Raw genomic sequence first — 21,587 nt, 5'->3', positions numbered from 1 at the left:
CCGCGGACCGGACCGGACGGCGGGCGCCGGCCTTGACGGCGATGGCCGCGCCGAGCGAAGTCCCGCAGCCGGCCTGCTGCGCCGTGGCCAACACGTGGGCGGCCGCCGTACCCATGTCCGGTGGGCGTCCAGGTTCATCCGCCAGGACGTTATGAGGTTCGGGCCTCCGCCGGTGCCGCGCCCTCCTGGTCCGCGGTCCAGGCGGTGAGGATGCGCAGGGCGTCGTGGGAAGGGCTGCCGGCCTCGGCCGTCAGCACCATCAGGCGCTGGCCGGAGTCGTCGGAGCCGGACCAGGTGTCGCAGTCCAGGGTGAGGTCGCCGACCAGGTGGTGGCGGTAGTGCTTGGTGCCGTACGTAGCGCTGTTGACGCGGTGTTCGGCCCACCAGGTGCTGAAGTCGGCGTCCCGCAGGGTCAGATCGCCGACAAGGCGTGCGAGATCGGGGTCGTCGGGGTCGGCCCCGGCCTCCATGCGCAGTGCGGCGACCGCGTCGCGCGCGTCGTGTTCCCACTCCCGGTGCAGGTCCCGGATAGCGGGGTCGGTGAACATCAGGCGCAGGTAGTTGCGGCCAGCAGCAGGGATCGCGGCGAAGTCGGTGTACAGCGCGACCGCGGAGCGGTTCCATGCCAGGACGTCCAGGTGCCTGCCGAGGACGAGCGCGGGCGACTCGGTGAGCTGGGCCAGCAGTCGGCGCATGGCGGGCCGCACCTGCTGGACGGGGCGGCGTGTACGGCGCGGCCGGTCGTTGGCCCGCCCGGCCACCTCGTAGAGGTAGCTCTGCTGGTCCTCGTCGAGGCGCAGAGCGCGGGAAAGGGTGTCGAGGACGGCCGCGGAGGCGCGGACGCGGCCCTGTTCGAGCCGGGTGTAGTAGTCCACGCTGATCGCCGCGAGCAGGGCGACCTCCTCGCGGCGCAGCCCGGTGACCCGGCGGGCGGAGTCCGTCTCCGGCAGGCCGCACTCGCGCGGGTCCAGCTCGGCCCGGCGGGCCTTGAGGAACTCGCCGAGCGTCCGGGCGTCGGAGTGTGCGTTCATGGCGTTCGTTCTCCCGTGATCCGCCCACCCGTGAGGTGTGCGGGGCGATGTCCTCGGCGGCGCCCGAGGGCGGCGGGACCGTATGCCCCGCCGCCCTTCGCGGGCGTCAGCGGACGGTGGCGTGGGCGGCCCGCTCGATCACGTCGGCCACCAGGCGGGGGTGGGAGACGGCGACCGAGTGCGAGGCGGCGACCTCGGTGGTGTGGGCGCGGGCGCGCTCGGCCATGAAGCGCTGCACGGCGGGCGGGATGTTCAGGTCCTTGGTGGTGATGATGTCCCAGCTGGGCTTGGTCTTCCAGGCCGCCGTGGTGGCCTTCTCCTCCAGGGCGGACTGGGCGACGGGCCGCTGCTCGGCGGCCATCAGGGCGGCCTGTCGCGCGGGCACGTCGGCCGCGAACTGGTGGCGGAACTTGTCCTGCTGGATGTAGAGGTCGGTGGCGGTGGAGCCGTCGGCCTGCTGGTAGGTGACCGGGTCGAGGGCGTCGGGGAGCGTGGAGCCCGGGTACTTGTTGGTGAGCTCCAGGGCGCTCTCGCCGGGGGCGGGCAGGAAGGCCGCGACGTAGACCAGGGCCTTGACGTCGGGGTCGTTGGTGGCGGCCTGGCTGATGACGTTGCCGCCGTAGGAGTGGCCGACGAGAATCTTCGGGCCCTTTACGTGGTCGAGGACCGTGCGCAGGGCGGCCGCGTCGGAGGCCGGGCCGCGCAGCGGGTTCGCGGCGGCGACGACCGGGTAGCCGTCGGCGCGCAGGTCGGCGATGACACCGTTCCAGCTGGAGCCGTCGGCGAAGGCGCCGTGTTCCAGGACGACGGTCGGCTTGGCGCGCCGGCTGGCGTCGGTGGCCCCGTCGTTCCCGGTCGCGCCGTTGGCGGTGCCGCTGAGGGCGAGCGCGCCGAGCGCGAGCCCCGCCGTGGCCGCCGCGATCGCGCCCGTGGCCAGCCGCTTGCGACCACCCTTGATGCTCACCATGACAAATCCCTCTCAGACATTTCGGTACATGGAGGTGTGCCGGTCTCGTGATCCGTCACTGCTCCAACTGGTTATTTAAACTGTCACGCAACTCGTCACCCGTCAAGACGGTGACTCTAATGGGGTGCTGCCTAGCCCTACTTCGCCCAGGGGTCCCGCACGATGATGTCCGCCAGCGCCGCCGCGCAGCCGGCGAGCATCCGCTCGCCCTTCTCCGCGTTCGCCACTCGCGCGTCGCCCGCGACCCCGGACTCCGTGATCCGGTCGAAGGACACGGCCATGTACAGCGGGTCGGTGGACTCCGCGGGCAGCGTGATCCGCGGTCCGTGCGCCTGCGCCAGGTGCTCGCCGCGGATCAGGTCGGGGCGGGCCGCCATCATCATGGACGTCTCGCCCTCGCACGCGTGCATGAGGCCGTCCTGGGTCTCCAGGGTGTCCCGCACTATCTCCCGTCCGGCGCCGAAGTAGCTGGCGAACGCGATCGGCGTCGACAGCTCCGCGGTCAGCTCGGTCGTGAGAGCGTTGAGGGCGGTCATGTTCCCGCCATGCCCGTTGACGATCAGGATGCGGGAGAAGCCCACCCGGGTCACGGACCGGCAAATGTCGCGCAGCAGCGCGTGCAGCGTCGGCAGGCTGAGCGTGAGGGTGCCGCCGAAGGCCATGTGGTGCTCCGACAGACCCGTGGGAATCGAGGGTGTGACCACCACACCGGTGTGCTCGACGGCCAGCGCCGCCGCCCGATGGCACACTTCCGTGGCGAGGAAGTCGTCGACGCCGGTGGGCAGATGAGGCCCGTGCTGCTCGGTGGCCCCGATGGGTATCACCACCACCGCGTCCCGCGCCGCGAGGGCGCACAGTTCGGCGGCGGTCAGACGGTTCCACTGGACTTCGCTCATCTAGGGCTCCTCCTGGACGGGACCGACGCGGTGCGGGGCACCGGGCCGGTGGCGGGTGCGGGATGTCAGAGGTGGTCGGCGTCGACGACGGCCTGGGCGAAGACGGTGGGCGCTTCCTGCGGCAGGTTGTGCCCGATGTTCGCGATCGTGCGGTGCAGGTACGGGCCGGTGAAGTGGGTGCGGTAGGCGGAGCCGTCGCCGGGCGCGGTGAAGGGGTCGAGAGCCGCGTCGAGGGTGACCGTCGGCACGTGGATGGAGGGCTGGGCCGCGAGCTGCTTCTCGTAGCGGTCGTAGCGGGGTTCACCCTCGATGAGGCCGATGCGCCAGCGGTAGTTGAAGAGGACGATGGCGGCGTAGTCGGGGTTCTTGAACGCCTCGGCCGTGCGGTTGAAGACGGCGTCCGAGAAGTTCCAGTTCGGGGAGACCAGCGTCCACACGTAACGGCACAGCGCGATGCGCTCGTCCTCGTTCTCCATGGCCTTCTTGCCGCGCTCGCTGGCGAAGTACCACTGGTACCACCAGTTGTGTTCGACGGCCGGAAGGGCGGGCTCCAGCTGCGCCTTGACGTTGGTGATCAGGTAACCGCTGGTGGAGACCATGGACTTGACCCGCTCGGGCCACAGCGCGGCGATGATGTCCGCGGTGCGCGAGCCCCAGTCGAAGCCGGCGAGCGTCGCCCTCGGGATCTTCAAGGCGTCCATGAACGCGATGATGTCGAGCGCGATGGCGGACTGTTCCGCGGTGCGGGGGGTGCGGCGGGACAGGAAGCGGGTGCTGCCGTGACCGCGCAGGTAGGGGACGAGGACCCGGTAGCCCTGGTCGGCGAGGAGCGGGGCGACATCGACGAAGCTGTGGATGTCGTAGGGCCAGCCGTGCAGCAGCAGGACGACCGGGCCGTGGGCCGGTCCGAGTTCCGCGTAACTGACGTCCAGGACGCCTGCCTTGACGTGCTTGAGCGTCTCGAACTCGGTGTGGGTGCCGGGGGTGATGGTGGGGACGACGGGGGCGGCGGGAGCGGGGGAGGCGCCCGGCCCGCGCGAGGCGGTCGCGGCGGACGCGTTGCCCTGCAGTCCGGCCAGTGTGACCGCGGCCGCGCCGGTGCCCAGGCCGACGGCCTTGCCGAAGGTACGCCTGTTGATCATGTCAAACCCTCTCGAGTGTTTGCGGTGAGTGTTACGCCGCCTCCGTGAGGCGGGCGGCAGGTGCGGGGCCGCCGAAACGGGCCGACGGCACACACTCTGGCCCGTAACGAAACCGGATACATCAGTCAGATGACGGTGGGACACGGACAGCGACACCGAGCAGTCATTCGACTGAGCGAACAACATGTCCCTCGGCGGCCCGGAGTCAGGCGCCCGCTCGTAACCGGCACCGGAACGGACCGGATCACGGACGCGATCGTCCTGACTGGGCCGAAGGTCGCACATGTGTTGCGCGGTGTTCACCGGCGGGCCCCGCACGCCCGGGTCGTAGTCGTCGGTTGCACCAGCAGGAGCGTGCCGCTGGCCGCGGGTGACTTCGCCTGGCTCCGCGACAAGGAGAGGGGGCTCCAGGCGATGCTGGCCTGTGAGGCCCGCCGTGCCCGTGTGACCTACGGTGGATCGAGACGTTCGCCGCGATGGCCACCGCCGTGAGGGTGTTCTCCCGCGTCGCGGCCCGCACCGCTGACCCTACGTCTCCGGCTGATCGACGGGTCCGGCACGATCCTGTGGCGGACCGGTCTTCGAGGAGACTCAGACGAAGTTCGAGGCCGTCGGGCCGTACCCGAACAGCACCGCGCTCTCCGCCCAGTTCCATACCTGTACGTCCGTCGGCCAGGCCCGTTCGTCCGGCCTCGTCTCGTCCAGGGGCAGCGACTCGGCGGAGGCACCTTCCGGAGCAGGGTGCCGGCGCATGGCGGTCCATGCAGGTGAGTGCGTCTGAGAGGCCATGTCCTGCCCTCGCTCTTCGGTCTGCGGAGTGGGTGGTGCTGGAAAAAGGGGGCGGGTCAGACGGCGTCGGCGTTGATGGTGACGGGGATGTTGCCGCGCAGGGCCTTGGAGTACGGGCAGATCTGGTGGGCGGCCTGGGCCAGCTCCTCGGCCGTGGCCCGGTCGACACCGCCGAGGACGGGGTTGAGGACCGCGGAGAGGGAGAACTCGCCGTCGTCGCCGTGGGTGAGCGTGACCTCGGCGGTGATGGTCGTGCTGGTCAGCCGGATCTTGCGGGAGCCGGCGGCGCGGCGGAGGGCGCCGAGGAAGCAGGCGGCCCAGCCGGCGGCCAGAAGCTGCTCGGGGTTGGTCGCGGTGCCCGCGCCGCCGAGCTCCTTGGGGAGGGCGAGGCTGGTCTCCAGCAGGCCGTCGGAGGAGTGGGCGTGACCGCCGTTCCGGCCTTCTCCGTCGACGTCGACAACGGCGGTGTAGCTGACTGCCATGGCTGGTGCTCCACATCTGGGTAGAAATGTCATTTTTCACCTCGCCGGACACTTTCGTGTCACTGGTTGAGGTGGTGATGTAATCATGACCACGCCTCTCGTCACCTGTCAAGACGGTTACGTGTGATGAGTGGGAGGAGGTGGCCGCTGTGCCGACGAATCAGTTTCGGTGAGCAGGTGAGTGCGGCCGAACACGGCCGCGGCCGCCCGCGCGGTCGGAGTGCCGCAGTCCAGGTCCGCGCCGGCCTGCCGCAGCACCGCCACCACGTCGTCGGCGCCCTTGAACAGGGCACCAGCCATGGGAGTCTGGTCCCGGGAATTGCGCAGGTCCGGGTCGGCACCGAGCCGGATCAGGGCTCGTACGGTGTCGGCGTGACCGTGGTAGGCGGCAAGCATCAAGGGGGTGTTGCCGGCCGGATCGGCGGCGTCCACCGGCAGGCCGTGTGCCACGAACTCCACCAGTTCGCCCGTGCTGCCCGCCCGGGCCAGGTCCATGGCGATGGCCCGGACGCACTCAGTCTGCTCGGAGGTCAGTCCGCCGCCGCTGGTCATACGTGCCTTCTCCTGATCGGGTAGGTGCCTGCTCGGCGCGGGCGCGGGCGGTGCCCGCACCAGGTCGGCGTCCGGGGTCAGAGGTTGCCGGCGGCCAGGGCCTCGAGGGACTTGCGGACGCCTTCGCCGTAGGCCGGGTCGGCCTGGGTGCAGTTGGCGATGTGCCGTTCGACGGTCCGCCGGGACGCGCCGTCGATGGCACGCGCCGTGTTCTCGAAGAGGACCTGCCGCTGTTCGGGACTCATCAGCCGGAAGAGGTCGCCGGGCTGCTCGAAGTAGTTGTCGTCGTCCGCGCGGAAGTCGAAGCGGTCGGCGACGGCACCGACGGCCTGGCCCGGCTCGCGGTAGGCGGGCTGTTCCTGCCAGCGGCCGTAGGAGTTGGGCTCGATGCCCGGGGTGGCGCCCTGGTTGCCGTCGACGCGCAGGGCGCCGTCGCGGTGGTAGGAGTTCACCGGGCTCTTGGGGGCGTTGACGGGAATCTGGTGGTGGTTCACGCCGAGGCGGTAGCGCTGGGCGTCGCCGTAGGAGAAGAGGCGGCCCTGCAGCATCCTGTCGGGAGAGAAGCCGATGCCCGGCACCACGTTCGCCGGGGTGAAGGCGGCCTGCTCGACGTCGGCGAAGTAGTTGTCGGGGTTGCGGTCGAGCTGCCACTCGCCGACCTCGATCAGCGGGTAGTCCTTCTTGGACCAGACTTTGGTGAGGTCGAAGGGGTGGAAGCGGTAGGACGCTGCGTCGGCCTCCGGCATGACCTGGACGTACAGCTTCCACTTCGGGAAGTCGCCGTTCTCGATCGCGTCGAAGAGGTCCCGCTGGTGCGACTCGCGGTCTGTGCCGATCAGAGCTGCGGCCTCGGCGTCGGTGAGGTTCTTGATGCCTTGCTGGGTGCGGTGGTGGAACTTGACCCAGAACCGCTCGCCCGCGTCGTTGACCAGGCTGTAGGTGTGCGAACCGAAGCCGTGCATGTGCCGGTACGAGGCCGGGATGCCGCGCTCGGACATCACGATGGTGACCTGGTGCAGGGCCTCGGGCAGGTTGGTCCAGAAGTCCCAGTTGTTCTCCGCGTCGCGGAGGTTGGTGCGCGGGTCGCGCTTCACCGCGTGGTTCAGGTCGGGGAACTTCAGCGGGTCGCGGAAGAAGAACACCGGGGTGTTGTTCCCCACCAGATCCCAATTGCCCTCGTCCGTATAGAACTTGAGAGCGAAGCCGCGGATGTCGCGCTCGGCGTCGGCCGCTCCCCGTTCACCCGCGACGGTGCAGAACCGGGCGAACATCGCGGTCTGTTTGCCGACCTCGGAGAAGATCTTCGCGCCGGTGTACCGCGTGATGTCGTGCGTCACCGTGAGCGTGCCGAAGGCGCCCGAGCCCTTGGCGTGCATCCGGCGTTCCGGGATCACCTCACGGTCGAAGTGCGCGAGCTTCTCCAGGAACCACACGTCCTGCAGCAGCATCGGACCGCGCGAGCCGGCCGTGAGGGAGTTCTGGTTGTCGGAAACCGGTGCGCCGGCCGCCGTCGTCAACGGTTTCTGGTGGTCCTCGGGCATGACTGGCTCCTCGGGGAGTGTTCCTCGCCTCGGTTCAAGGCATCGCGTTACTGGCCGGCTGAGTGTCCGTGCAGCAGCCCTGCGCCTCGTGCCGGCACGCATCTCATGGCGGAACATATCTACGCCAAGGTGTGACCCAAGGGCGAGCCCTTTCACACGTATGCAGTCGGGCGGCGCCCCAGAACAGTCCAATGACTTACATGTCGCCGCCTCGCACCTGGCCGGCGCATGGCGACCGGCAGCCAATCGACGCAGGACCGATGCCGGTCCGGCGGCCAGAGTGGGAGAGGCCTCATCGGCTTCCCTCCAGTACGGCAAGAGAACAAGAAGGGCATTCTCATGGCTACGACATGGTTGATCACCGGCGCCTCCCGGGGTTTCGGGCGCGCCTTGGCGGAGGCGGTTCTGGCGGCCGGCGACCAGCTCGTGGCGACGGCCCGGCGACCGGAGCAGCTGGCGGATCTGGTCGACCGCCACGGCGACCGGGTACGGGCGGTCGCTCTCGACGTCACCGACCCGGCCGCCGCACACGACGCGGTGCGGGCGGGCGTCGACGCCTTCGGCAGCCTGGACGTGGTGGTGAACAACGCCGGTTACGCCAACAGCGGCCCCATCGAAGAAATGGCGGAGGCCGACTTCCGCGCCCAGTTCGAGGCGAACTTCTTCGGGGTCGTCAACGTCACCCGGGCCGCCCTTCCCGTGCTGCGCACGCAGCGCTCGGGGACGTTCGTGCAGTTCTCCTCGCTCGGCGGACGGGTCGGCGGCACACCGGGCATGGGCGCCTACCAGAGCGCCAAGTTCGCGGTCGAGGGCTTCTCCGAGGTGCTGGCCAATGAGGTCGCCCCATTCGGGCTGAAGGTCGTCATCGTGGAGCCCGGTGCCTTCCGGACCGACTGGCAGGGCTCGTCGATGGAGCTGCACACCGTGGGTGCCGACTACGAGGAGACCGTCGGCGCCATGAACAAGTACCGGGCGGAGAACAACGGCACGCAGCCCGGCGACCCGGTCCGCGCGGCCGGGGTCCTCGTCGACGTCGTGCGCGACGACGACCCGCCGCGCCGTCTGCTGCTCGGCGCCCAGGCCGTGGCCATGGCGCTGGAGGCCGGCGAGGCGCGGGCCCTGGAGACGCGGAAGTGGGCCGCGGCCAGCGGCGCCGCGGACTTCCCGGCCGGCGAGTAGCCGCCGCACCGGCCACGGCCCCGACTTCCCCTACGACACACCTCTCACCGTCACACCTCTCACTCTTCCGAAGGGGATCACTCCATGTCTCGTAAGACCTGGCTCATCACCGGCGCTTCCAGCGGACTGGGCAAGGCCCTGGCCGAACACGTCCTGGCCCAGGGCGACCAGGTGGTGGCAACGGCCAGCTCGACGCAGGCCACCACCGAACTGGCCGCCCGCTACCCGCAGACCGCGCTCGCGGTGAAGCTCGACGTCACCGACGCCGGGGACCGGGCGGCGGGTGTGCGCGCCGCCGAAGAGCGTTTCGGCGGCATCGACATCCTCGTCAACAACGCGGCCATCGACTTCGTCGGCGCCCTTGAGGAGCAGGAGGAGAGCGACTACCGCAGGCTGTTCGAGGTCAACTTCTTCGGCGCGGTCGCCCTCACCCGCGCGGTGCTGCCCGGTATGCGCAAGCGGCGCAGCGGCACCGTCGTCAATGTCTCCTCCATGGACGGACTGGCGAGTCTGCCCGCGAACGGCTACTACTCCGCCAGCAAGTTCGCGCTGGAGGGCTTCACCGAGGCCCTGTGGCAGGAGATCGAGCCGGTCGGCCTGCACGCGATGATCATCCAGCCGGGTTCCTTCCGCACCGGTATCGAGAACCGGACGAAGGTTTCCGGCGAGGCCATCGAGGACTACAGCGCCACGGCCGGCACGTTCCGCACGATGATGGGCAGCCTCACGCCGCAGATGTTCCCAGGCGACCCGGAGCGGGCCGCCGAGGCGATCCTGCAGGCCGTGACCGCGCCGGAGCCCGCCCACTGGGTCGTTTTGGGCAGCGACGCCCAGCGGCGTATCGGCGTCAAGCTCGACCAGCTGCGGGCCGAGTTCGAAGCCGGCCGGGAACTGGCGTTCAGCACCGACTTCCCCGGGGCCGCCGAGAACGCGGTGCTCTGAGCCGTACGACAGACAGGCGGCCTCCGGGCCGGCGGCCGACGGGGCTCCTTCCCACCGGTCCCGGTCCCCGGAGGCCGCCTGTCTGTCACACCGGTTCCGCCACGCACCCCGGGTCAGATGGTGATGGTCTTGTACTCGGTGTACGTGCCGAGGCCGACCGCGCCGTACTCGCGGCCGATGCCACTGGCCTTGAAGCCGCCGAACGGGCCGTCGAAGGCGACCGAGGCGCCGTTGACCGTGACGGTGCCGGTGCGGATGCGGCGGGCGACCGCGAGGGCGTGGGCCTCGTCGCCGGACCAGACACCGCCGGACAGGCCGTACTCGGAGTCGTTGGCGATCCGGACGGCGTCGTCCTCGTCCTCGTATGCGATGACGACCAGGACCGGGCCGAAGATCTCCTCCTGCGCGATCCGCATGGAGTTGTCGACGTCGGCGAACACGGTGGGCGTCACGTAGTTGCCCTTCTCCAGGCCTTCGGGGATCTGCGGGCCGCCGGTGACCAGGCGGGCGCCCTCCTCGATGCCGAGCTGGATGTAGTCACGCACCCGCTGCTGCTGGTCGGGGCGGATCATCGGGCCGATGAACGTGTCAGGGTCGCTGGGATCGCCCACCTTCAGCGAGCCGACCAGCTCCTTCAGCGCGGCCACGACCTCCTCGTACTTCTCGCGCGGGGCCAGGATGCGGGTCTGCGCGATGCACGACTCGCCGTTGTTGAGCAGGGAGGCGAACTTCAGGCCCGCGACGGCCTTGTCGATGTCGGCGTCGGGAAGGATGACAGCCGCGGACTTGCCACCCAACTCCAGACTGACCCGCTTGAGCTGCTCGCCGGCGATGGAGGCGATCCGGCGCCCGGCGCGCGTCGAGCCGGTAAAGGCGATCTTGTCGACGTCCGGGTGCGACACCAGGTACTCGCTGGTCTTCCGGTCCGCGGGCAGGATGCTGAGCACGCCCTCGGGCAGGCCGGCCCGCTCCACCAGTTCCGCCAGAAATCCCATGCTCAGCGAGTTCTCCGGAGACACCTTGAGGACTACGGAGTTGCCCGCGAGCAGAGCTGGGATGATCTTCGAAGTGGCCGAGGAGAACGGCGAGTTCCACGGGATCACCGCGGCCACGACGCCCACCGCTTCACGGCGCACCACGCTGCGCACCGGGGAGGACGGGTCCGAGGGGACGAGGGTCTCCTCCCAGCCGAACTCCTCCGCCGCCTTCAGGTAGGCGTTCGCCTGCCGGGTCAGGCCGGGCTGCCCGGCCCGGGTGAACCAGCCGGCCGAGCCGTTCTCCACCGAGATCAGGTGGGCGACCTTCTCCGCGTTCTCCTCTCGCAGCGCGTTGAACCGGCGCAGCAGCGCGATCCGTTCCGCCGGCGGGGTCAGCCGCCACTCTCCCTTGTCGAACGACGCGCGGGCCGCGGACACCGCCCGGTCGACGTCCGCCGACTGCGCCTGGGCCACCCGGCCGATCAGCGACTGGTCGTGCGGCGAGGCAATGTCGAGGAGCTCCGGGTTGCTCGGCTCGACCCAGGAACCACCGATGAAAAGCCGGTCGTAGGTGATCATGCGCTTTCTCTCTTCCAGTGCTGGTCGGTCCGTTGGGGCACCATCTCTAACTGTCACTTCAATGTAGCATTTCTTTTCTTAATCTGCGCACAGAGGTGGCTATAGATTATTGATCCGCACCATGGAAGTTACACTTGAGGGATGAGAGCCGACGCAGCACGCAATCTGGAAACCGTCCTGACCACCGGGGCCCGCATGCTCGCCGCCGATCCCGGCGCGAGCATCGCCGCCATCGCCGCCGAAGCGGGCGTGGACCGGCGCACCGTCTACCGGCGCTTCGCCTCCCGCGAAGAACTCCTCGCCGCCATCTACGCATCACGCCTGGACGCCATCGAGCACGCCATCGAAGACGCACGACTACGCGAAGCACCCGTCGCCGTCGCCCTGCACCGCTACGTCGAGAACATCATCACGGTCAACCGCACCTGGCCCGTCGACCTCACCCACATGCTCACCGACGACAACGTCCGGGCACGCCGCGATGCCTGTATCGCCGAGGTCGACACCTTTCTGCGCCGGGCCGCCACGGAGGGGCTGCTGCGCCGGGACCAGCCGGAGGGCTGGGCGGGAGCGCTGCTGCCCGAGCTATTGGCCCTCGCTTCCAACCGGCAGGCACACCTGAGCTCGGGGAAAGTGGCCGACCTGGCGGTGGACACGTTTCTGCACGGCATTGGCGCCCCTTCGGACGTGGGAGGCGGCCCCCCGGATGTTCCGGAAGGCCACCTCGGGATGCCGTCACAGGCCACTGCTCCAGGATGCCTATGACCTTCGCCTTGTTGTCGGCGTCTCCCAAGCTCGACAGGCACACCTGGGCCCGACCCCGCATCGGCCAGCGGATGCACCCTCTCGCCCCGCACCGTCAGCACACCTGTACCGCGTCTTCCCTAAACTCGGCACCACCTCCCGCGCCGCACTTGGCTAAGGCATCGCGCAAAGCTGGAAGAAGTGCGCCCGGCACGGGCGCCCGCAGGGTCGCCGGAGGTGAGCTGGGCACAGGTGCCCAGCACCGTCGAGAAACCGATGTCATTGCCACCGATGGTGAGAGTGACCAGATCGGTGCCGCGGCCGAGGGCGTCGAGCTGCGGCGCGACGCGGCCCTCGGTCTGAGGTGCCGACGTCCTCGGTGGTAGCACCCGAGCAGGTTACGTCCGTCAGCGAAGCGGACCGCGACCGCGCCAACAGCGAGGGGTAGTTCTGGTTCGAGCGCGCGCAGGTCGCGTCGACCTGGCTGGGCACGAGCGGCGCCGACGCGTACGAGTCGCCCCGCGCGTGGGCGACGAGGTCCGGGTCACGCTGACGGACGGCGGGCGGATCGCGGCCGACGAGATCCTCTTCGCCACCGGTCGCGCCCCGCGTTCCCAGGACATCGGGCTCGGCACGGTCGGACTGGAGCCGGGGGACTGGATCACCACCGACGACAGCCTCACTGTCACCGCGGTACCGGGGGACTGGCTGTACGCCGTCGGCGACGTCAACCGTCGGGCCCTCTTCACGCACCAGGGCAAGTACCAGGCCCGCATCGCCGGTGCCGTGATCGCGGCCCGCGCCGAGGGACAGTCCCTGGACACCGGTCGCTGGGCCCCGCACAGTGGCACGGCCGACATCGAGGCCGTCCCGGGCGTCGTGTTCACCGACCCCGAGGTCGCCACCGTGGGGCTGACCGTCGAGGACGCCGAGCGCACCGGCCGCGCCGTCGAGGTGATCGACCACGAGATCGGCCACCTGGCGGGCGCACTTCAGTACCGCCCCGACTACGAGGGCAGGGCCCGGATCCTCATCGACCGGGACCGCCAGGTCGTCGTCGGCGCCACCTTTGTCGGGCCGGGCGTCGCCGAGCTGCTGTACTCTGCCACCGTCGCGATCGCAGGCGAGGTGCCCGTCGATCGCCTGTGGCACGCGGTCCCCGCCTTCCCTACCATCAGCGAGGTGTGGCTGCGCCTGCTGGAGGCGAGGCGGGACGGGTGACCATGGCGCACGTGTGGCCGATGCGAATATGTCGGGCCCGCTCGACACCGTCCCGGCGGAGGCGGAGCCGGCTGATCAGCCCTGCTTCACCAAGGTGTACATGACCGAGCGCTGCTGCTTGTGCCGCTGGATACGCCCCTTGGCGACGAGCGACTCAAGGGTGTTCCGCACCACCTGCGGTGTGGGATTGCGGTCAGGGTGCTTCTTCAGGAGCTCGTCCCGCAGCTCCTTCGCCAGGCGCGGCTCGTCGTACTTGCCGAGCAGCTTCATGAGCAGGTCACCGAGCAGGGGCTGACGCGGCTTCCCCTCCGCGCCGGCCTTCGCCGGGGTGCCCGCCGACGAGGGCTTCGCCGGCGCCGTACGCCGTGAAGTAGCCCCGGCCGCAGCCTGCTTCGACTTTGTGCCGACGTTCTCGTCCTGCAACTGCTCGGGCAGGCGGGACGCGTCGGAGAAGCCCTCGTACCGCTCGGCGAGGCTGATGATGTCTCCCAGGAGGGCTTCCTCCTGTTTCAACACCGACATCCTCTCCTTCAGCTCCTGCTGCAGGCGGCGGTTCTCCTCCAGGTCCGATGCGGCTTGTTCCACGTACCGCGATCGGAGCGCGGCGGCTGACTGGCTGGTCACAACCGTTCACTCCCTCGATATGGATGACGTTGCGCATGGTACCCAGGTCAAGGGCCCCGCGCAGATAAGTGTCGACGCCGGACGCCTCGTCCGGCATGTTCGTTCTTCACGATAAGCGCTGATGTGCCTGTACACGTAGAAAGTTGACGGCTCTTCTTCAACCTCTCGGCGTCCGGCGACATCTGACATCACCCGCACGAGGTGCCTTCCGCACATACTGTCCGGTAAGTGTGTCTTCGAACCGTCCGCGCTCCGGCTCTCCAGTACGCCACGGGACGGCTGATCGACAGAATGGTGTGGGGCAGATACACATGTGGGAGCGGCGAGTCGTCAGGGGACACAGAAGTTGCTCACGGCGTCACATACGGAGGCCCTGAGCATCATGTCTGCCTCGCACAGCTCCGCCGGCAGGAGCGGCGGCCGGAGGTCGGCGGCCAACGCACGGCTGTCGCCCGCGCCTCGGCCTCGGCTGTCCCCGTGCCCTGGCGAGAGCTCCGTACTGCTCGGCGAAGTCGGCAAGGACCCGCTCCAGACGGCTTGCCTCCGGCGCACAGTTGCGGGCAGGCTTCGACTTCGATGATCCGCAGTTCGAACGGCAGCCCTACGACCCGTTCGTCGCCTGCGCCTGACCCGTCACTCGGACGACGCCACCATGCGGGCGCTCGGTGCCATGGACGAAGACGGAGAGCTCGTCACCCCCGACCACTGCAAGAACCCCAGCAGGCGCCGCCGCCACGGTTCTGCTCGCCGCCTCACCGCACCTCGACGGCGTGACGGGACGCTACTTCGAGGGCAACAGGAGTCCGCCGTCGTCGACGGCGGACCGGACGTGGCGGCGGGCGTCGCCGCCGGTGGCCGTCTGTGGGACTACGCGCTCCCGGTCGCGGGCCGCTGACCGGTCCGTGAGCGCCGGGCGCCCGCAGCCGGGCGCCTCGCCGTCGGCCGGGCCGTCGTGGGTACGGCCTTCCTGCGGGCGCGGTAGGCGGCTGCCTTGATCTTGTTGCCGCAGGACTCCATGCCGCACCACTGGCGCCGCATGCCCCGGGAGCGGTCGATGTAGACGCGCGTACACGCGGGGTTGCCGCACTCCTTCAGCAGACGGACGTCCGGGCCGCCGAGCAGCTCGACGGCCTGCCGGGCGACGGTCGCGAGCCCCTGCTCGGGGGTCGCCTCGGCGAACCGACCGGTCCTGGTGAGCTGCGGCGTGGCGGACGGCCCGAGGGCCGCGGCGTTGAGGGTGGCGAGGGACCCCGGTTCGAACTCCTCACCGAGACGATGGTCGGTGAGGAGCCGGTAGAGGGCCTCGCGCACGGCGACGGCTCGCCCGATGTCGTCCTCGTCGCAGGGCATGATCGTGTCCACCGGACCGGATTCCAGGTACCAGGCATGGAGCCGCTCCGGCGTCACGAACATCTCGAACCGCTCCGCGCGCCGGGTCCGGAGCGTGGCCGCGAAGTCGAGGGCCGGATGCCCACACACGAACGCATGGTCAAGTTTCACGTCACCATTTTGGCAGGTGATGACGATGTGGTACAAGGCTCGCGCGATGTGCTGTGTCACACGGCGTCCGCTCACACGGCCGGGGCTCCCGTCTCCTTGAGCTTCCCGTCGGCCAGCCGCAGCCAGCGGTTCACTCCGATCTCGGCGAGGAACCGCTCGTCGTGGCTGATCACCATGAAGGCGCCCTGGTAGGAGTTGAGCGCGCTCTCCAGCTGGGCCGCGCTGACCAGGTCGAGGTTGTTGGTGGGCTCGTCGAGCAGCAGCAGGTGCGGGGCTGGTTCGGCGCACAGTACGCAAGCCAGGGTGGCGCGCAGCCGCTCGCCGCCGGAGAGCACTCCGACCGGCAGATGCGCCCGTGCGCCCCGGAAGAGGAAGCGGGCGAGTAGGTTCATCCGCTCGGACTCGGGCCGTTCGGGGGCGAACGCGGCGAAGTTCTCCGCGACGGTGCGGTTCAGGTCCAGGAGATCCAGGCGCTGGGAGAGATAGGCGATCCGGCCGTCGCCCCGCTTGATCTCCCCTCTGCCTGGCTCGAGTTCACCGGTGATCAGGCGCATGAGGGTGGTCTTCCCGGCGCCGTTCGGCCCGACCAGCGCGATACGTTCGGGGCCGCGGACGGACAGGTCGACGCCGCCCGCGGCGAACACGTCCTTGTCCCCGAGGCGGATCTGCATGCCCTCGCCGAGGAAGAGGTTGCGCCCGGCGGGCACCTTGGTGTCGGGCAGCTCCAGGGTGAGCCGCAGCTCGTCGCGCAGGGCGCATCCGGCCTCGTCGAGGCGGGCCTTGGGCTCGCTGACCCGGGAGGCGTGCATCGTGCCGGACTTGCCGGCGGCCTCCTGAGCGCCGCGCTTCATGTTGCCGGCGAAGATCTTGGGCAGACCGGCGTTCTTGAGGTTCTTGGCGGCGTTGCTCGCGCGGCGCTCGGCGCGCTCGCGGGCCTGTTGCAACTCCCGCTTCTCGCGCTTGAGTTCCTGCTCGGCGTTACGGACGTTCTTCTCGGCGACCTCCTGCTCGGCGCGCACGGCCTCCTCGTACTCGGTGAAGTTGCCGCCGTACAGGCGCAGTTCGTCATTGCCGAGCTCGGCGATGCGCTCCATCCGGTCGAGCAGTGCGCGGTCGTGGCTGACCAGCAGCAGACAGCCGGAGTAGTCGGAGAGCACGTCGTGGAGCCGGCGGCGGGCTTCGAGGTCGAGGTTGTTCGTGGGCTCGTCGAGCAGCAGGACATCGGGGCGCCTGAGCAGCTGAGCGGCGAGGCCGAGGGAGACGACCTGGCCTCCGCTGAGCGTGCCGAGGCTGCGGTCCAGGGTGAGGTCGGCCAGGCCCAGGCGGTCGAGCTGGGCGCGGGTGCGCTCCTCGATGTCCCAGTCGTCGCCGATGGTGGTGAAGTGTTCCTCGGCGACGTCGCCGGACTCCACGGCGTCGATGGCGCGGATCACCGCGTCGACGCCGAGCACCTCGGCGACCGTGAGGTTTCCGGTCAGGGGAAGGCTCTGCGGGAGGCAGCCGAGGGTGCCGCTGACGGACACCGACCCTGTGGCGGGCTTGAGTTCGCCGGCGATCAGCTTGAGCAGGGTGCTCTTACCGGAGCCGTTGGGCGCGACGAGACCGGTGCGGCCGGGGGCCACGTTGAATGACAGATCGTGGAAGACGGGGGTGTCGTCGGGCCAGGCGAAGGAGACGTTCGAGCAGACGACGGAGGCGTTGGACATGGAGATGACCTCGAGCGGTGCGCGGGCAGGGAGCAGAGCTCTGCCCTGGGAAGACGTGAAAAAACGGGTACGACGGGACGGGCCACGTCAGCGGCGCTGCTGAGCGCCGGCCGATGGCCGTCGGAACCGGATCTCACCCGGAGATGTCGTCTTCACCCGCCACGTCTGCGACTCCTCGATAGCCGGTCGATGTATTCCGCCAGCCTAACAGCTGCAGGAGACCCGGCCGGATCTGTTTCTCGGGACCAGAGTCGTTCCAACCTCACACATGTGCGCCGTCCGGCCTATGTTGAACATATGTACGCCGCGCGGCTCCCGCGAGCATGTCGTTGACAGTCGCCGGAAGACCGTGTCATCATCATCACCCCTTTAACCGGTGATGCGTCGATGTGCGGTTGATCGTACACACAGGACCGTCGCCCCCTCGAAGGAGTACTGACCATGGCAGAAAGGCCGAAACGGGAGGCCGCCGAGGGCGCGCCGGTGGGGCGGCGCGCGATGCTGGGCGTGTTCGCCGCCGGGGCCGCGGGGCTCGCCGCCGCGCCCTATCTCCAGCGCGGCTGGGAGGGCTTCCTCGGCGCGGCATCCCAGCTCGATCCCACCGGTGCGACCGGACTGCTGCCCAATCCCGGCGGCTTCCGGTACTACAGCATCGTCGGCTCAGTACCGCACAAGGACGAGACGAACTACCAGCTGCGGGTCGCCGGGCTTGTGGACCGGCCCAAGAGCTACACCCTCGACCAGTTGCGAGCGCTGCCGCAGACCCGGGTCGTGCACGACGTCGTGTGCACCGACGGATGGCGTGTGGAGAAGACACCTTTCGACGGGGTGAGACTGGCGGACATCCTCGACGACGCCGGGGTGCGCTCAACGGGCGCGGCGATCCGGTTCACCTGCTTCGACGGCGCCTACAGCGAGAGCCTCACCCTGGAGCAGGCCCGCCGCTCCGACGTCCTGGTCGCGCTGAACATGCAGGACAAGCCCATCAGCCACGAGCACGGCGGCCCCGTCCGCCTCTACGTGGCCCCCATGTACTTCTACAAGTCGGCCAAGTGGCTGTCCGGCATCTCGGTCACCGACAAGGTCGTTCCCGGCTACTGGGAGGAGCGTGGCTATGCGGTCGACGGCTGGCTCGACGGCGCCGACCGGCACAGCGATGCCGCCTGAACCGTCCGGCAGGGTCCGCCGGTTCAGCACCGCCGAGCGCTGGATCCATCGGAGCACCGGCTATCTGATGCTGGTGTGCCTGGTCACGGCCGCCTGTCTGTACCTCGGGCCGCTGGCCCAACTCGTCGGACGGCGGCACCTGATGGTCACCCTGCACGAGTGGTCCGGCATCTGTCTGCCCCTGCCCTTCCTGCTCGGGCTCTTCTCCCACGCCTTCCGCGCGGACCTGCGCAGGATCAACCGCTTCGCGGTGTACGACCGGCAGTGGCTGCGCGCCGTCCGCAGGCGCCGCACCGCGCCCGAGGCGCGCCCGGCCGGCAAGTTCAACGCGGGACAGAAGCTCTACGCGGGCTGGATCGCCGGCGCTGTACTGGTCATGATGTTCACGGGCCTGCTGATGTGGTTCATGGGACTGCTGCCCTTCATCTCCCGCACCAGCGCGATCTTCGTCCACGACCTCCTGGCCTGGGCGATCACCCTCGTCGTCCTCGGGCACATGCGCAAGGCCCGCCAGGATCCGGAGGCCCTGCTCGGGATGCGTACCGGGTATGTCAGCAGGACCTGGGCGCAGCGGTACCACGCGAGGTGGCTGCGCGAGGAGCGCACGGCGTCGTCGGCGAGCACTGACGACCGTCGAATGACCTAGACGTCAAGCCCCGTGCGTGGGCCGTCAATTGACTGTAGCTCTGCTGTGGACTCCCGGGGCAGAGTGATACCGGCGACGGGGATCAGGCCCCCGAACGTCTGATCTTCTGCCCCAAGCTCTATTGTCACCGCTTTAACCGGTGATATTGCCTGGATCGATTCGGCGCGCCATGTGACGCGCACATGTGCTGCCATAGGCAGCGCACACCTACCTCTTGGATGGGAAATCAATGAAGAAGGCTCTGACGGTACTCGCGGTAGGTGTGCCGCTGGTCGCGGCCGCGGTGTATCTGCCGACCGCCTCGGCGGATGAGGCCGGGAACACCGCCACCACCGCCGCCTGCGCGGCGCCGTCCGTGAAGGCCCCGGCCGGCACCGAGGTCGAGTCCGTGACCGCTGTCCGCCAGGCCGGCGGCACCATCCACGGCACCGGACTCCTCGGCGGCGACGTCTCGGGCGTCCCGGCGTTCTGCCAGGTGACGGTCACGCTCACCCACCCGGGAGAGGGCGACCACGCCAAGGTGCAGACCTGGCTGCCCCTGGAGGGGTGGAACGGCCGTTTCCAGGCGATCGGCGGCAGCGCCTACAGCGCCGGGGACAACGGTGTCGGCCTGGGCGCCGCGGTCAAGAACGGCTACGCGGTGACCACCACGGACGCCGGCGTCGGTGACGTCCTGGACACCAGCTGGGTCCTCGACAGCAAGGGCCAGGTCAACAGCACACCCCTGAAGAACTTCTCCTCCCGCTCCCAGCACGAGGCCGCGGCCGTCGGCAAGACGGTCGTGGACGGCGTCTACGGCAAGCGTGCCGCCTACTCCTACTTCACCGGCTGCTCCACCGGCGGACGCCAGGGCTACATGGAGGCCCAGGCCTACCCCGACGACTACGACGGCATCCTCGCGGACGCGCCCGCGATCAACTGGGACGAGTTCGAGGTCGCCACCCTGTGGCCGCAGGTGGTCCTCAACAACGAGAAGACCTACCCGACCGACTGTGAGCTGGACGCGTTCACCAATGCCGCCGTCAAGGCCTGCGACAAGCTCGACGGGGTCACGGACGGCCTGGTCAACGACTCCTCCCGCTGTGACTACGACCCGCGTCGCCTGATCGGCACCAAGGTCGACTGCCAGGGCAAGGAGCTGACCATCACGGCGGCCGACGCGGCCGTGGTCCGCAAGATCTGGGACGGCCCCCGCACCACCTCGGGCCAGAAGCTGTGGTCCGGCGTCCCGGTCGGCGCCGACCTGAAGGGCCTGGCGCACTCCGAGGACACCGACGGAACCGTCACGGGCAAGCCCTTCCCGGTCCCCGCCGCCTGGGTCCAGCTCTTCCTGAAGAAGGACCCGTCCTTCGACCTCACGAAGATCACCTACAGCGAGTTCACCAAACTGTTCCAGCAGTCCCAGGCCGAGTACGACAAGGTCATCGGCACCGACGACCCGGACCTGTCGGACTTCCGCAAGTCCGGCGGCAAGCTGATCACCTGGCAGGGCGACACCGACGAGTACATCCCCGCTCAGGGCACCGTGCGGTACCACCAGCAGGTCGAGCGTGAGCTGGGCGGCGCCAAGCAGGTCGACGACTTCTACCGTGTCTTCCTCGCCCCGAACACCCGACACTGCGGCCTCAACGGCACGGACGGCTCGGCCGACGGCCTCGCCGCGCTGACCGCCTGGGTCGAGCACGGCAAGGCGCCCGAGACCCTGCCCGCCACGCTGGTCAACACCAACGGCGAGACGGTCAACCGTGACCTGTGCGCCTACCCCGAGGTGTCCCGCTACAAGGGCCTCGGCGACCTGTCCCTCGCCTCCAGCTTCCGCTGCGTCGCCCCCTCCCGGCACTGACCGGACCCGCGACAACCCCTGACCTGAGAAGGGCCGAACCGACATGAGCACCCAGACAGCCTCCCCGACCGGCCAGGCGGCCACGGGCGAGCGCGCCTCCCTGCTGAAGCTGTACCTGAGCCGCGGCATCCTCGCCGTGGCGTGGGCCCTGGCGTTCGCCGGAGCCCACGAGGACGTCGACGCGGTGACGATCACGCTGCTGGTCGTCTACCCGCTGATCGACGCGGTGTCCTCGCTGCTCGACCACCGCGCCACCCCCGACGGTGCCGAGCGCCGGGTCATCGCGTTCAACGGGGTGCTCAGCGCGCTGGCCGCCATCGCGATCGGCGTCGCCGGCGCCGGCGGTGAGGCACCGGTGCTCCATGCGTTCGGCGCCTGGGCCGTCATCTCCGGCGCCGCCCAGGTGATCGTCGGACTGCGGCGCCGCGGACCCGAGTTCGGCAAGCAGTGGCCGACCCTGATCTCGGGCGGACTGTCCTTCCTCGTCGGCATCACCTACAACATCCAGGCCGCGGGCGACCACCCCTCGCTCGACGTGCTGTCGGTGTACGCCACCGGCGGAGGGGTGTGGTTCATCCTCCAGGCGCTGCTGCTGGGCTGGAAGTCCCGCCAGCTGAGCACCCGCACCGCCTGACGGCCGCACCCCCCTCGGGAACGCCCCGGCCCGCGCCCTTTTGAGGCGCGGGCCGGGGCGTTCGCGTTGGTCGCGGAGGCGTCAGCCGACCTGGTGGCGCACGGGCAGGGGCTCACCCGCGGATGATGCCAGCGCCCGCCCCCTGCCCGAAGACCAGATGACGGGCGCCCCGCCGGGCCACCTCGAGCACGATCGGGTCGTCGCCGACGGTCTGCGGGGCGTCGCGGCCGCCCCACCGAGCGCGACGAAGACTATGACTCTCGTGGCCGACGACGACCAGCGCCATGGACGTGCCCACCAGTTCCTCCTCGGAGAGCCGGCCGTCCTCCTCGTCGCGTACGGCGACCAGCGCCGACAGCACGTCGTCCTGCGGGGTACGCCGCTTCTCCGCGACCAGGGAGGTCAGCAGGCCGTGCAGCCCGCGG

At 69.6% G+C, this 21,587-nt stretch carries 21 protein-coding genes and 2 pseudogenes; 9 read left to right on the top strand and 14 right to left on the bottom strand.

From position 1 onward, the window contains the following. Nucleotides 1–149: 149 nt before the first annotated feature. The 8 genes from ACY0PA_RS01435 to ACY0PA_RS01400 form a co-directional block, all read right to left on the bottom strand. Nucleotides 150–1,031, bottom strand: a complete 882-nt coding sequence (locus tag ACY0PA_RS01435; protein ID WP_473082951.1) for a helix-turn-helix domain-containing protein — start codon at nucleotides 1,029–1,031, stop codon at nucleotides 150–152. 106 nt (nucleotides 1,032–1,137) lie between these two features. Then, nucleotides 1,138–1,998, bottom strand: a complete 861-nt coding sequence (locus ACY0PA_RS01430) for an alpha/beta fold hydrolase (protein ID WP_473082950.1) — start codon at nucleotides 1,996–1,998, stop codon at nucleotides 1,138–1,140. Nucleotides 1,999–2,135: 137 nt separating this feature from the next. Continuing rightward, on the bottom strand, nucleotides 2,136–2,894 hold the full coding sequence (locus ACY0PA_RS01425) for a creatininase family protein (protein WP_473082949.1): 759 nt from the start codon (nucleotides 2,892–2,894) through the stop codon (nucleotides 2,136–2,138). A 65-nt stretch (nucleotides 2,895–2,959) separates the two neighbouring features. Then, nucleotides 2,960–4,036 carry an alpha/beta fold hydrolase gene (locus ACY0PA_RS01420; protein WP_473082948.1) on the bottom strand — a complete coding sequence of 359 codons (1,077 nt, stop codon included), beginning with the start codon at nucleotides 4,034–4,036 and terminating at the stop codon, nucleotides 2,960–2,962. Nucleotides 4,037–4,627: 591 nt separating this feature from the next. Then, a complete protein-coding gene (locus tag ACY0PA_RS01415; protein WP_473082947.1) occupies nucleotides 4,628–4,825 on the bottom strand; it encodes a hypothetical protein in 198 nt (65 codons plus the stop codon). A 56-nt stretch (nucleotides 4,826–4,881) separates the two neighbouring features. Continuing rightward, complete coding sequence (locus tag ACY0PA_RS01410; protein ID WP_473082946.1) at nucleotides 4,882–5,307, bottom strand: organic hydroperoxide resistance protein; 426 nt, start codon at nucleotides 5,305–5,307, stop codon at nucleotides 4,882–4,884. 117 nt (nucleotides 5,308–5,424) lie between these two features. After that, nucleotides 5,425–5,859: an ankyrin repeat domain-containing protein gene (locus ACY0PA_RS01405; RefSeq protein ID WP_473082945.1), complete on the bottom strand. Its 435-nt coding sequence runs from the start codon at nucleotides 5,857–5,859 to the stop codon at nucleotides 5,425–5,427. 77 nt (nucleotides 5,860–5,936) lie between these two features. Continuing rightward, entirely contained in the window at nucleotides 5,937–7,400 is a 1,464-nt protein-coding gene (locus ACY0PA_RS01400; protein ID WP_473082944.1) for a catalase, read from the bottom strand. A 339-nt stretch (nucleotides 7,401–7,739) separates the two neighbouring features. On the opposite strand from ACY0PA_RS01400, the gene ACY0PA_RS01395 reads away from it, so the two are divergent. Both ACY0PA_RS01395 and ACY0PA_RS01390 read left to right on the top strand, forming a co-directional pair. Beyond that, the gene (locus ACY0PA_RS01395; RefSeq protein ID WP_473082943.1) at nucleotides 7,740–8,579 is read left to right on the top strand and encodes an oxidoreductase; all 840 of its coding nucleotides are present in this window, start codon (nucleotides 7,740–7,742) and stop codon (nucleotides 8,577–8,579) included. An 84-nt stretch (nucleotides 8,580–8,663) separates the two neighbouring features. Then, on the top strand, nucleotides 8,664–9,521 hold the full coding sequence (locus ACY0PA_RS01390) for an oxidoreductase (protein WP_473082942.1): 858 nt from the start codon (nucleotides 8,664–8,666) through the stop codon (nucleotides 9,519–9,521). Between the two features lie 113 nt (nucleotides 9,522–9,634). Here ACY0PA_RS01390 and ACY0PA_RS01385 read toward each other — a convergent pair whose 3' ends face one another. Beyond that, entirely contained in the window at nucleotides 9,635–11,077 is a 1,443-nt protein-coding gene (locus ACY0PA_RS01385) for an aldehyde dehydrogenase (protein ID WP_473082941.1), read from the bottom strand. Nucleotides 11,078–11,272: 195 nt separating this feature from the next. Here ACY0PA_RS01385 and ACY0PA_RS01380 point away from each other — a divergent pair, with 195 nt between their 5' ends. After that, the gene (locus ACY0PA_RS01380) at nucleotides 11,273–11,842 is read left to right on the top strand and encodes a TetR/AcrR family transcriptional regulator (protein ID WP_473086203.1); all 570 of its coding nucleotides are present in this window, start codon (nucleotides 11,273–11,275) and stop codon (nucleotides 11,840–11,842) included. Nucleotides 11,843–12,039: 197 nt separating this feature from the next. On the opposite strand, the pseudogene ACY0PA_RS01375 reads toward ACY0PA_RS01380, so the two are convergent. Further along, nucleotides 12,040–12,346: pseudogene (locus ACY0PA_RS01375) on the bottom strand (GDSL-type esterase/lipase family protein); the annotation flags it as partial. On the opposite strand from ACY0PA_RS01375, the pseudogene ACY0PA_RS01370 reads away from it, so the two are divergent. Further along, nucleotides 12,344–13,042 (top strand): annotated as a pseudogene (locus ACY0PA_RS01370) (FAD-dependent oxidoreductase); the annotation flags it as partial. The pseudogenes ACY0PA_RS01375 and ACY0PA_RS01370 sit on opposite strands and share 3 nt — an antisense overlap. A gap of 75 nt (nucleotides 13,043–13,117) precedes the next feature. On the opposite strand, the gene ACY0PA_RS01365 reads toward ACY0PA_RS01370, so the two are convergent. Next, on the bottom strand, nucleotides 13,118–13,666 hold the full coding sequence (locus ACY0PA_RS01365; RefSeq protein ID WP_473082940.1) for a hypothetical protein: 549 nt from the start codon (nucleotides 13,664–13,666) through the stop codon (nucleotides 13,118–13,120). A gap of 670 nt (nucleotides 13,667–14,336) precedes the next feature. Between ACY0PA_RS01365 and ACY0PA_RS01360 the strand changes: the two genes are divergently transcribed. Further along, entirely contained in the window at nucleotides 14,337–14,561 is a 225-nt protein-coding gene (locus ACY0PA_RS01360; protein WP_473082939.1) for a hypothetical protein, read from the top strand. Here ACY0PA_RS01360 and ACY0PA_RS01355 read toward each other — a convergent pair. After that, entirely contained in the window at nucleotides 14,534–15,166 is a 633-nt protein-coding gene (locus ACY0PA_RS01355) for a CGNR zinc finger domain-containing protein (protein WP_473082938.1), read from the bottom strand. The genes ACY0PA_RS01360 and ACY0PA_RS01355 overlap by 28 nt on opposite strands. 71 nt (nucleotides 15,167–15,237) lie before the next feature. Then, a complete protein-coding gene (gene abc-f / locus ACY0PA_RS01350) occupies nucleotides 15,238–16,872 on the bottom strand; it encodes a ribosomal protection-like ABC-F family protein (RefSeq protein ID WP_473082937.1) in 1,635 nt (544 codons plus the stop codon). A gap of 441 nt (nucleotides 16,873–17,313) precedes the next feature. Here abc-f and ACY0PA_RS01345 point away from each other — a divergent pair, with 441 nt between their 5' ends. The 4 genes from ACY0PA_RS01345 to ACY0PA_RS01330 all read left to right on the top strand — a co-directional run bounded on the left by ACY0PA_RS01345 (nucleotide 17,314) and on the right by ACY0PA_RS01330 (nucleotide 21,162). Next, entirely contained in the window at nucleotides 17,314–18,039 is a 726-nt protein-coding gene (locus ACY0PA_RS01345; RefSeq protein ID WP_473082936.1) for a molybdopterin-dependent oxidoreductase, read from the top strand. Continuing rightward, the gene (locus tag ACY0PA_RS01340; protein ID WP_473082935.1) at nucleotides 17,987–18,685 is read left to right on the top strand and encodes a cytochrome b/b6 domain-containing protein; all 699 of its coding nucleotides are present in this window, start codon (nucleotides 17,987–17,989) and stop codon (nucleotides 18,683–18,685) included. The genes ACY0PA_RS01345 and ACY0PA_RS01340 overlap by 53 nt, the downstream gene beginning before the upstream one ends. A 229-nt stretch (nucleotides 18,686–18,914) precedes the next feature. Then, nucleotides 18,915–20,528 (top strand): tannase/feruloyl esterase family alpha/beta hydrolase, encoded by a 1,614-nt coding sequence (locus tag ACY0PA_RS01335; protein WP_473082934.1) that lies wholly within the window; start codon nucleotides 18,915–18,917, stop codon nucleotides 20,526–20,528. Nucleotides 20,529–20,571: 43 nt separating this feature from the next. After that, complete coding sequence (locus tag ACY0PA_RS01330) at nucleotides 20,572–21,162, top strand: DUF308 domain-containing protein (protein WP_473082933.1); 591 nt, start codon at nucleotides 20,572–20,574, stop codon at nucleotides 21,160–21,162. A 112-nt stretch (nucleotides 21,163–21,274) separates the two neighbouring features. Here the strand turns inward: ACY0PA_RS01330 and ACY0PA_RS01325 are convergent, their stop codons facing one another. Further along, nucleotides 21,275–21,523: a hypothetical protein gene (locus tag ACY0PA_RS01325; RefSeq protein WP_473082932.1), complete on the bottom strand. Its 249-nt coding sequence runs from the start codon at nucleotides 21,521–21,523 to the stop codon at nucleotides 21,275–21,277. Between the last annotated feature and the right edge of the window lie 64 nt (nucleotides 21,524–21,587).

It is taken from the genome of Streptomyces sp. DS1-CR2, assembly GCF_055760475.1.
Note: the sequence above shows the minus strand (reverse complement) of the source record. Positions and strands in the feature narration are given on the sequence as shown.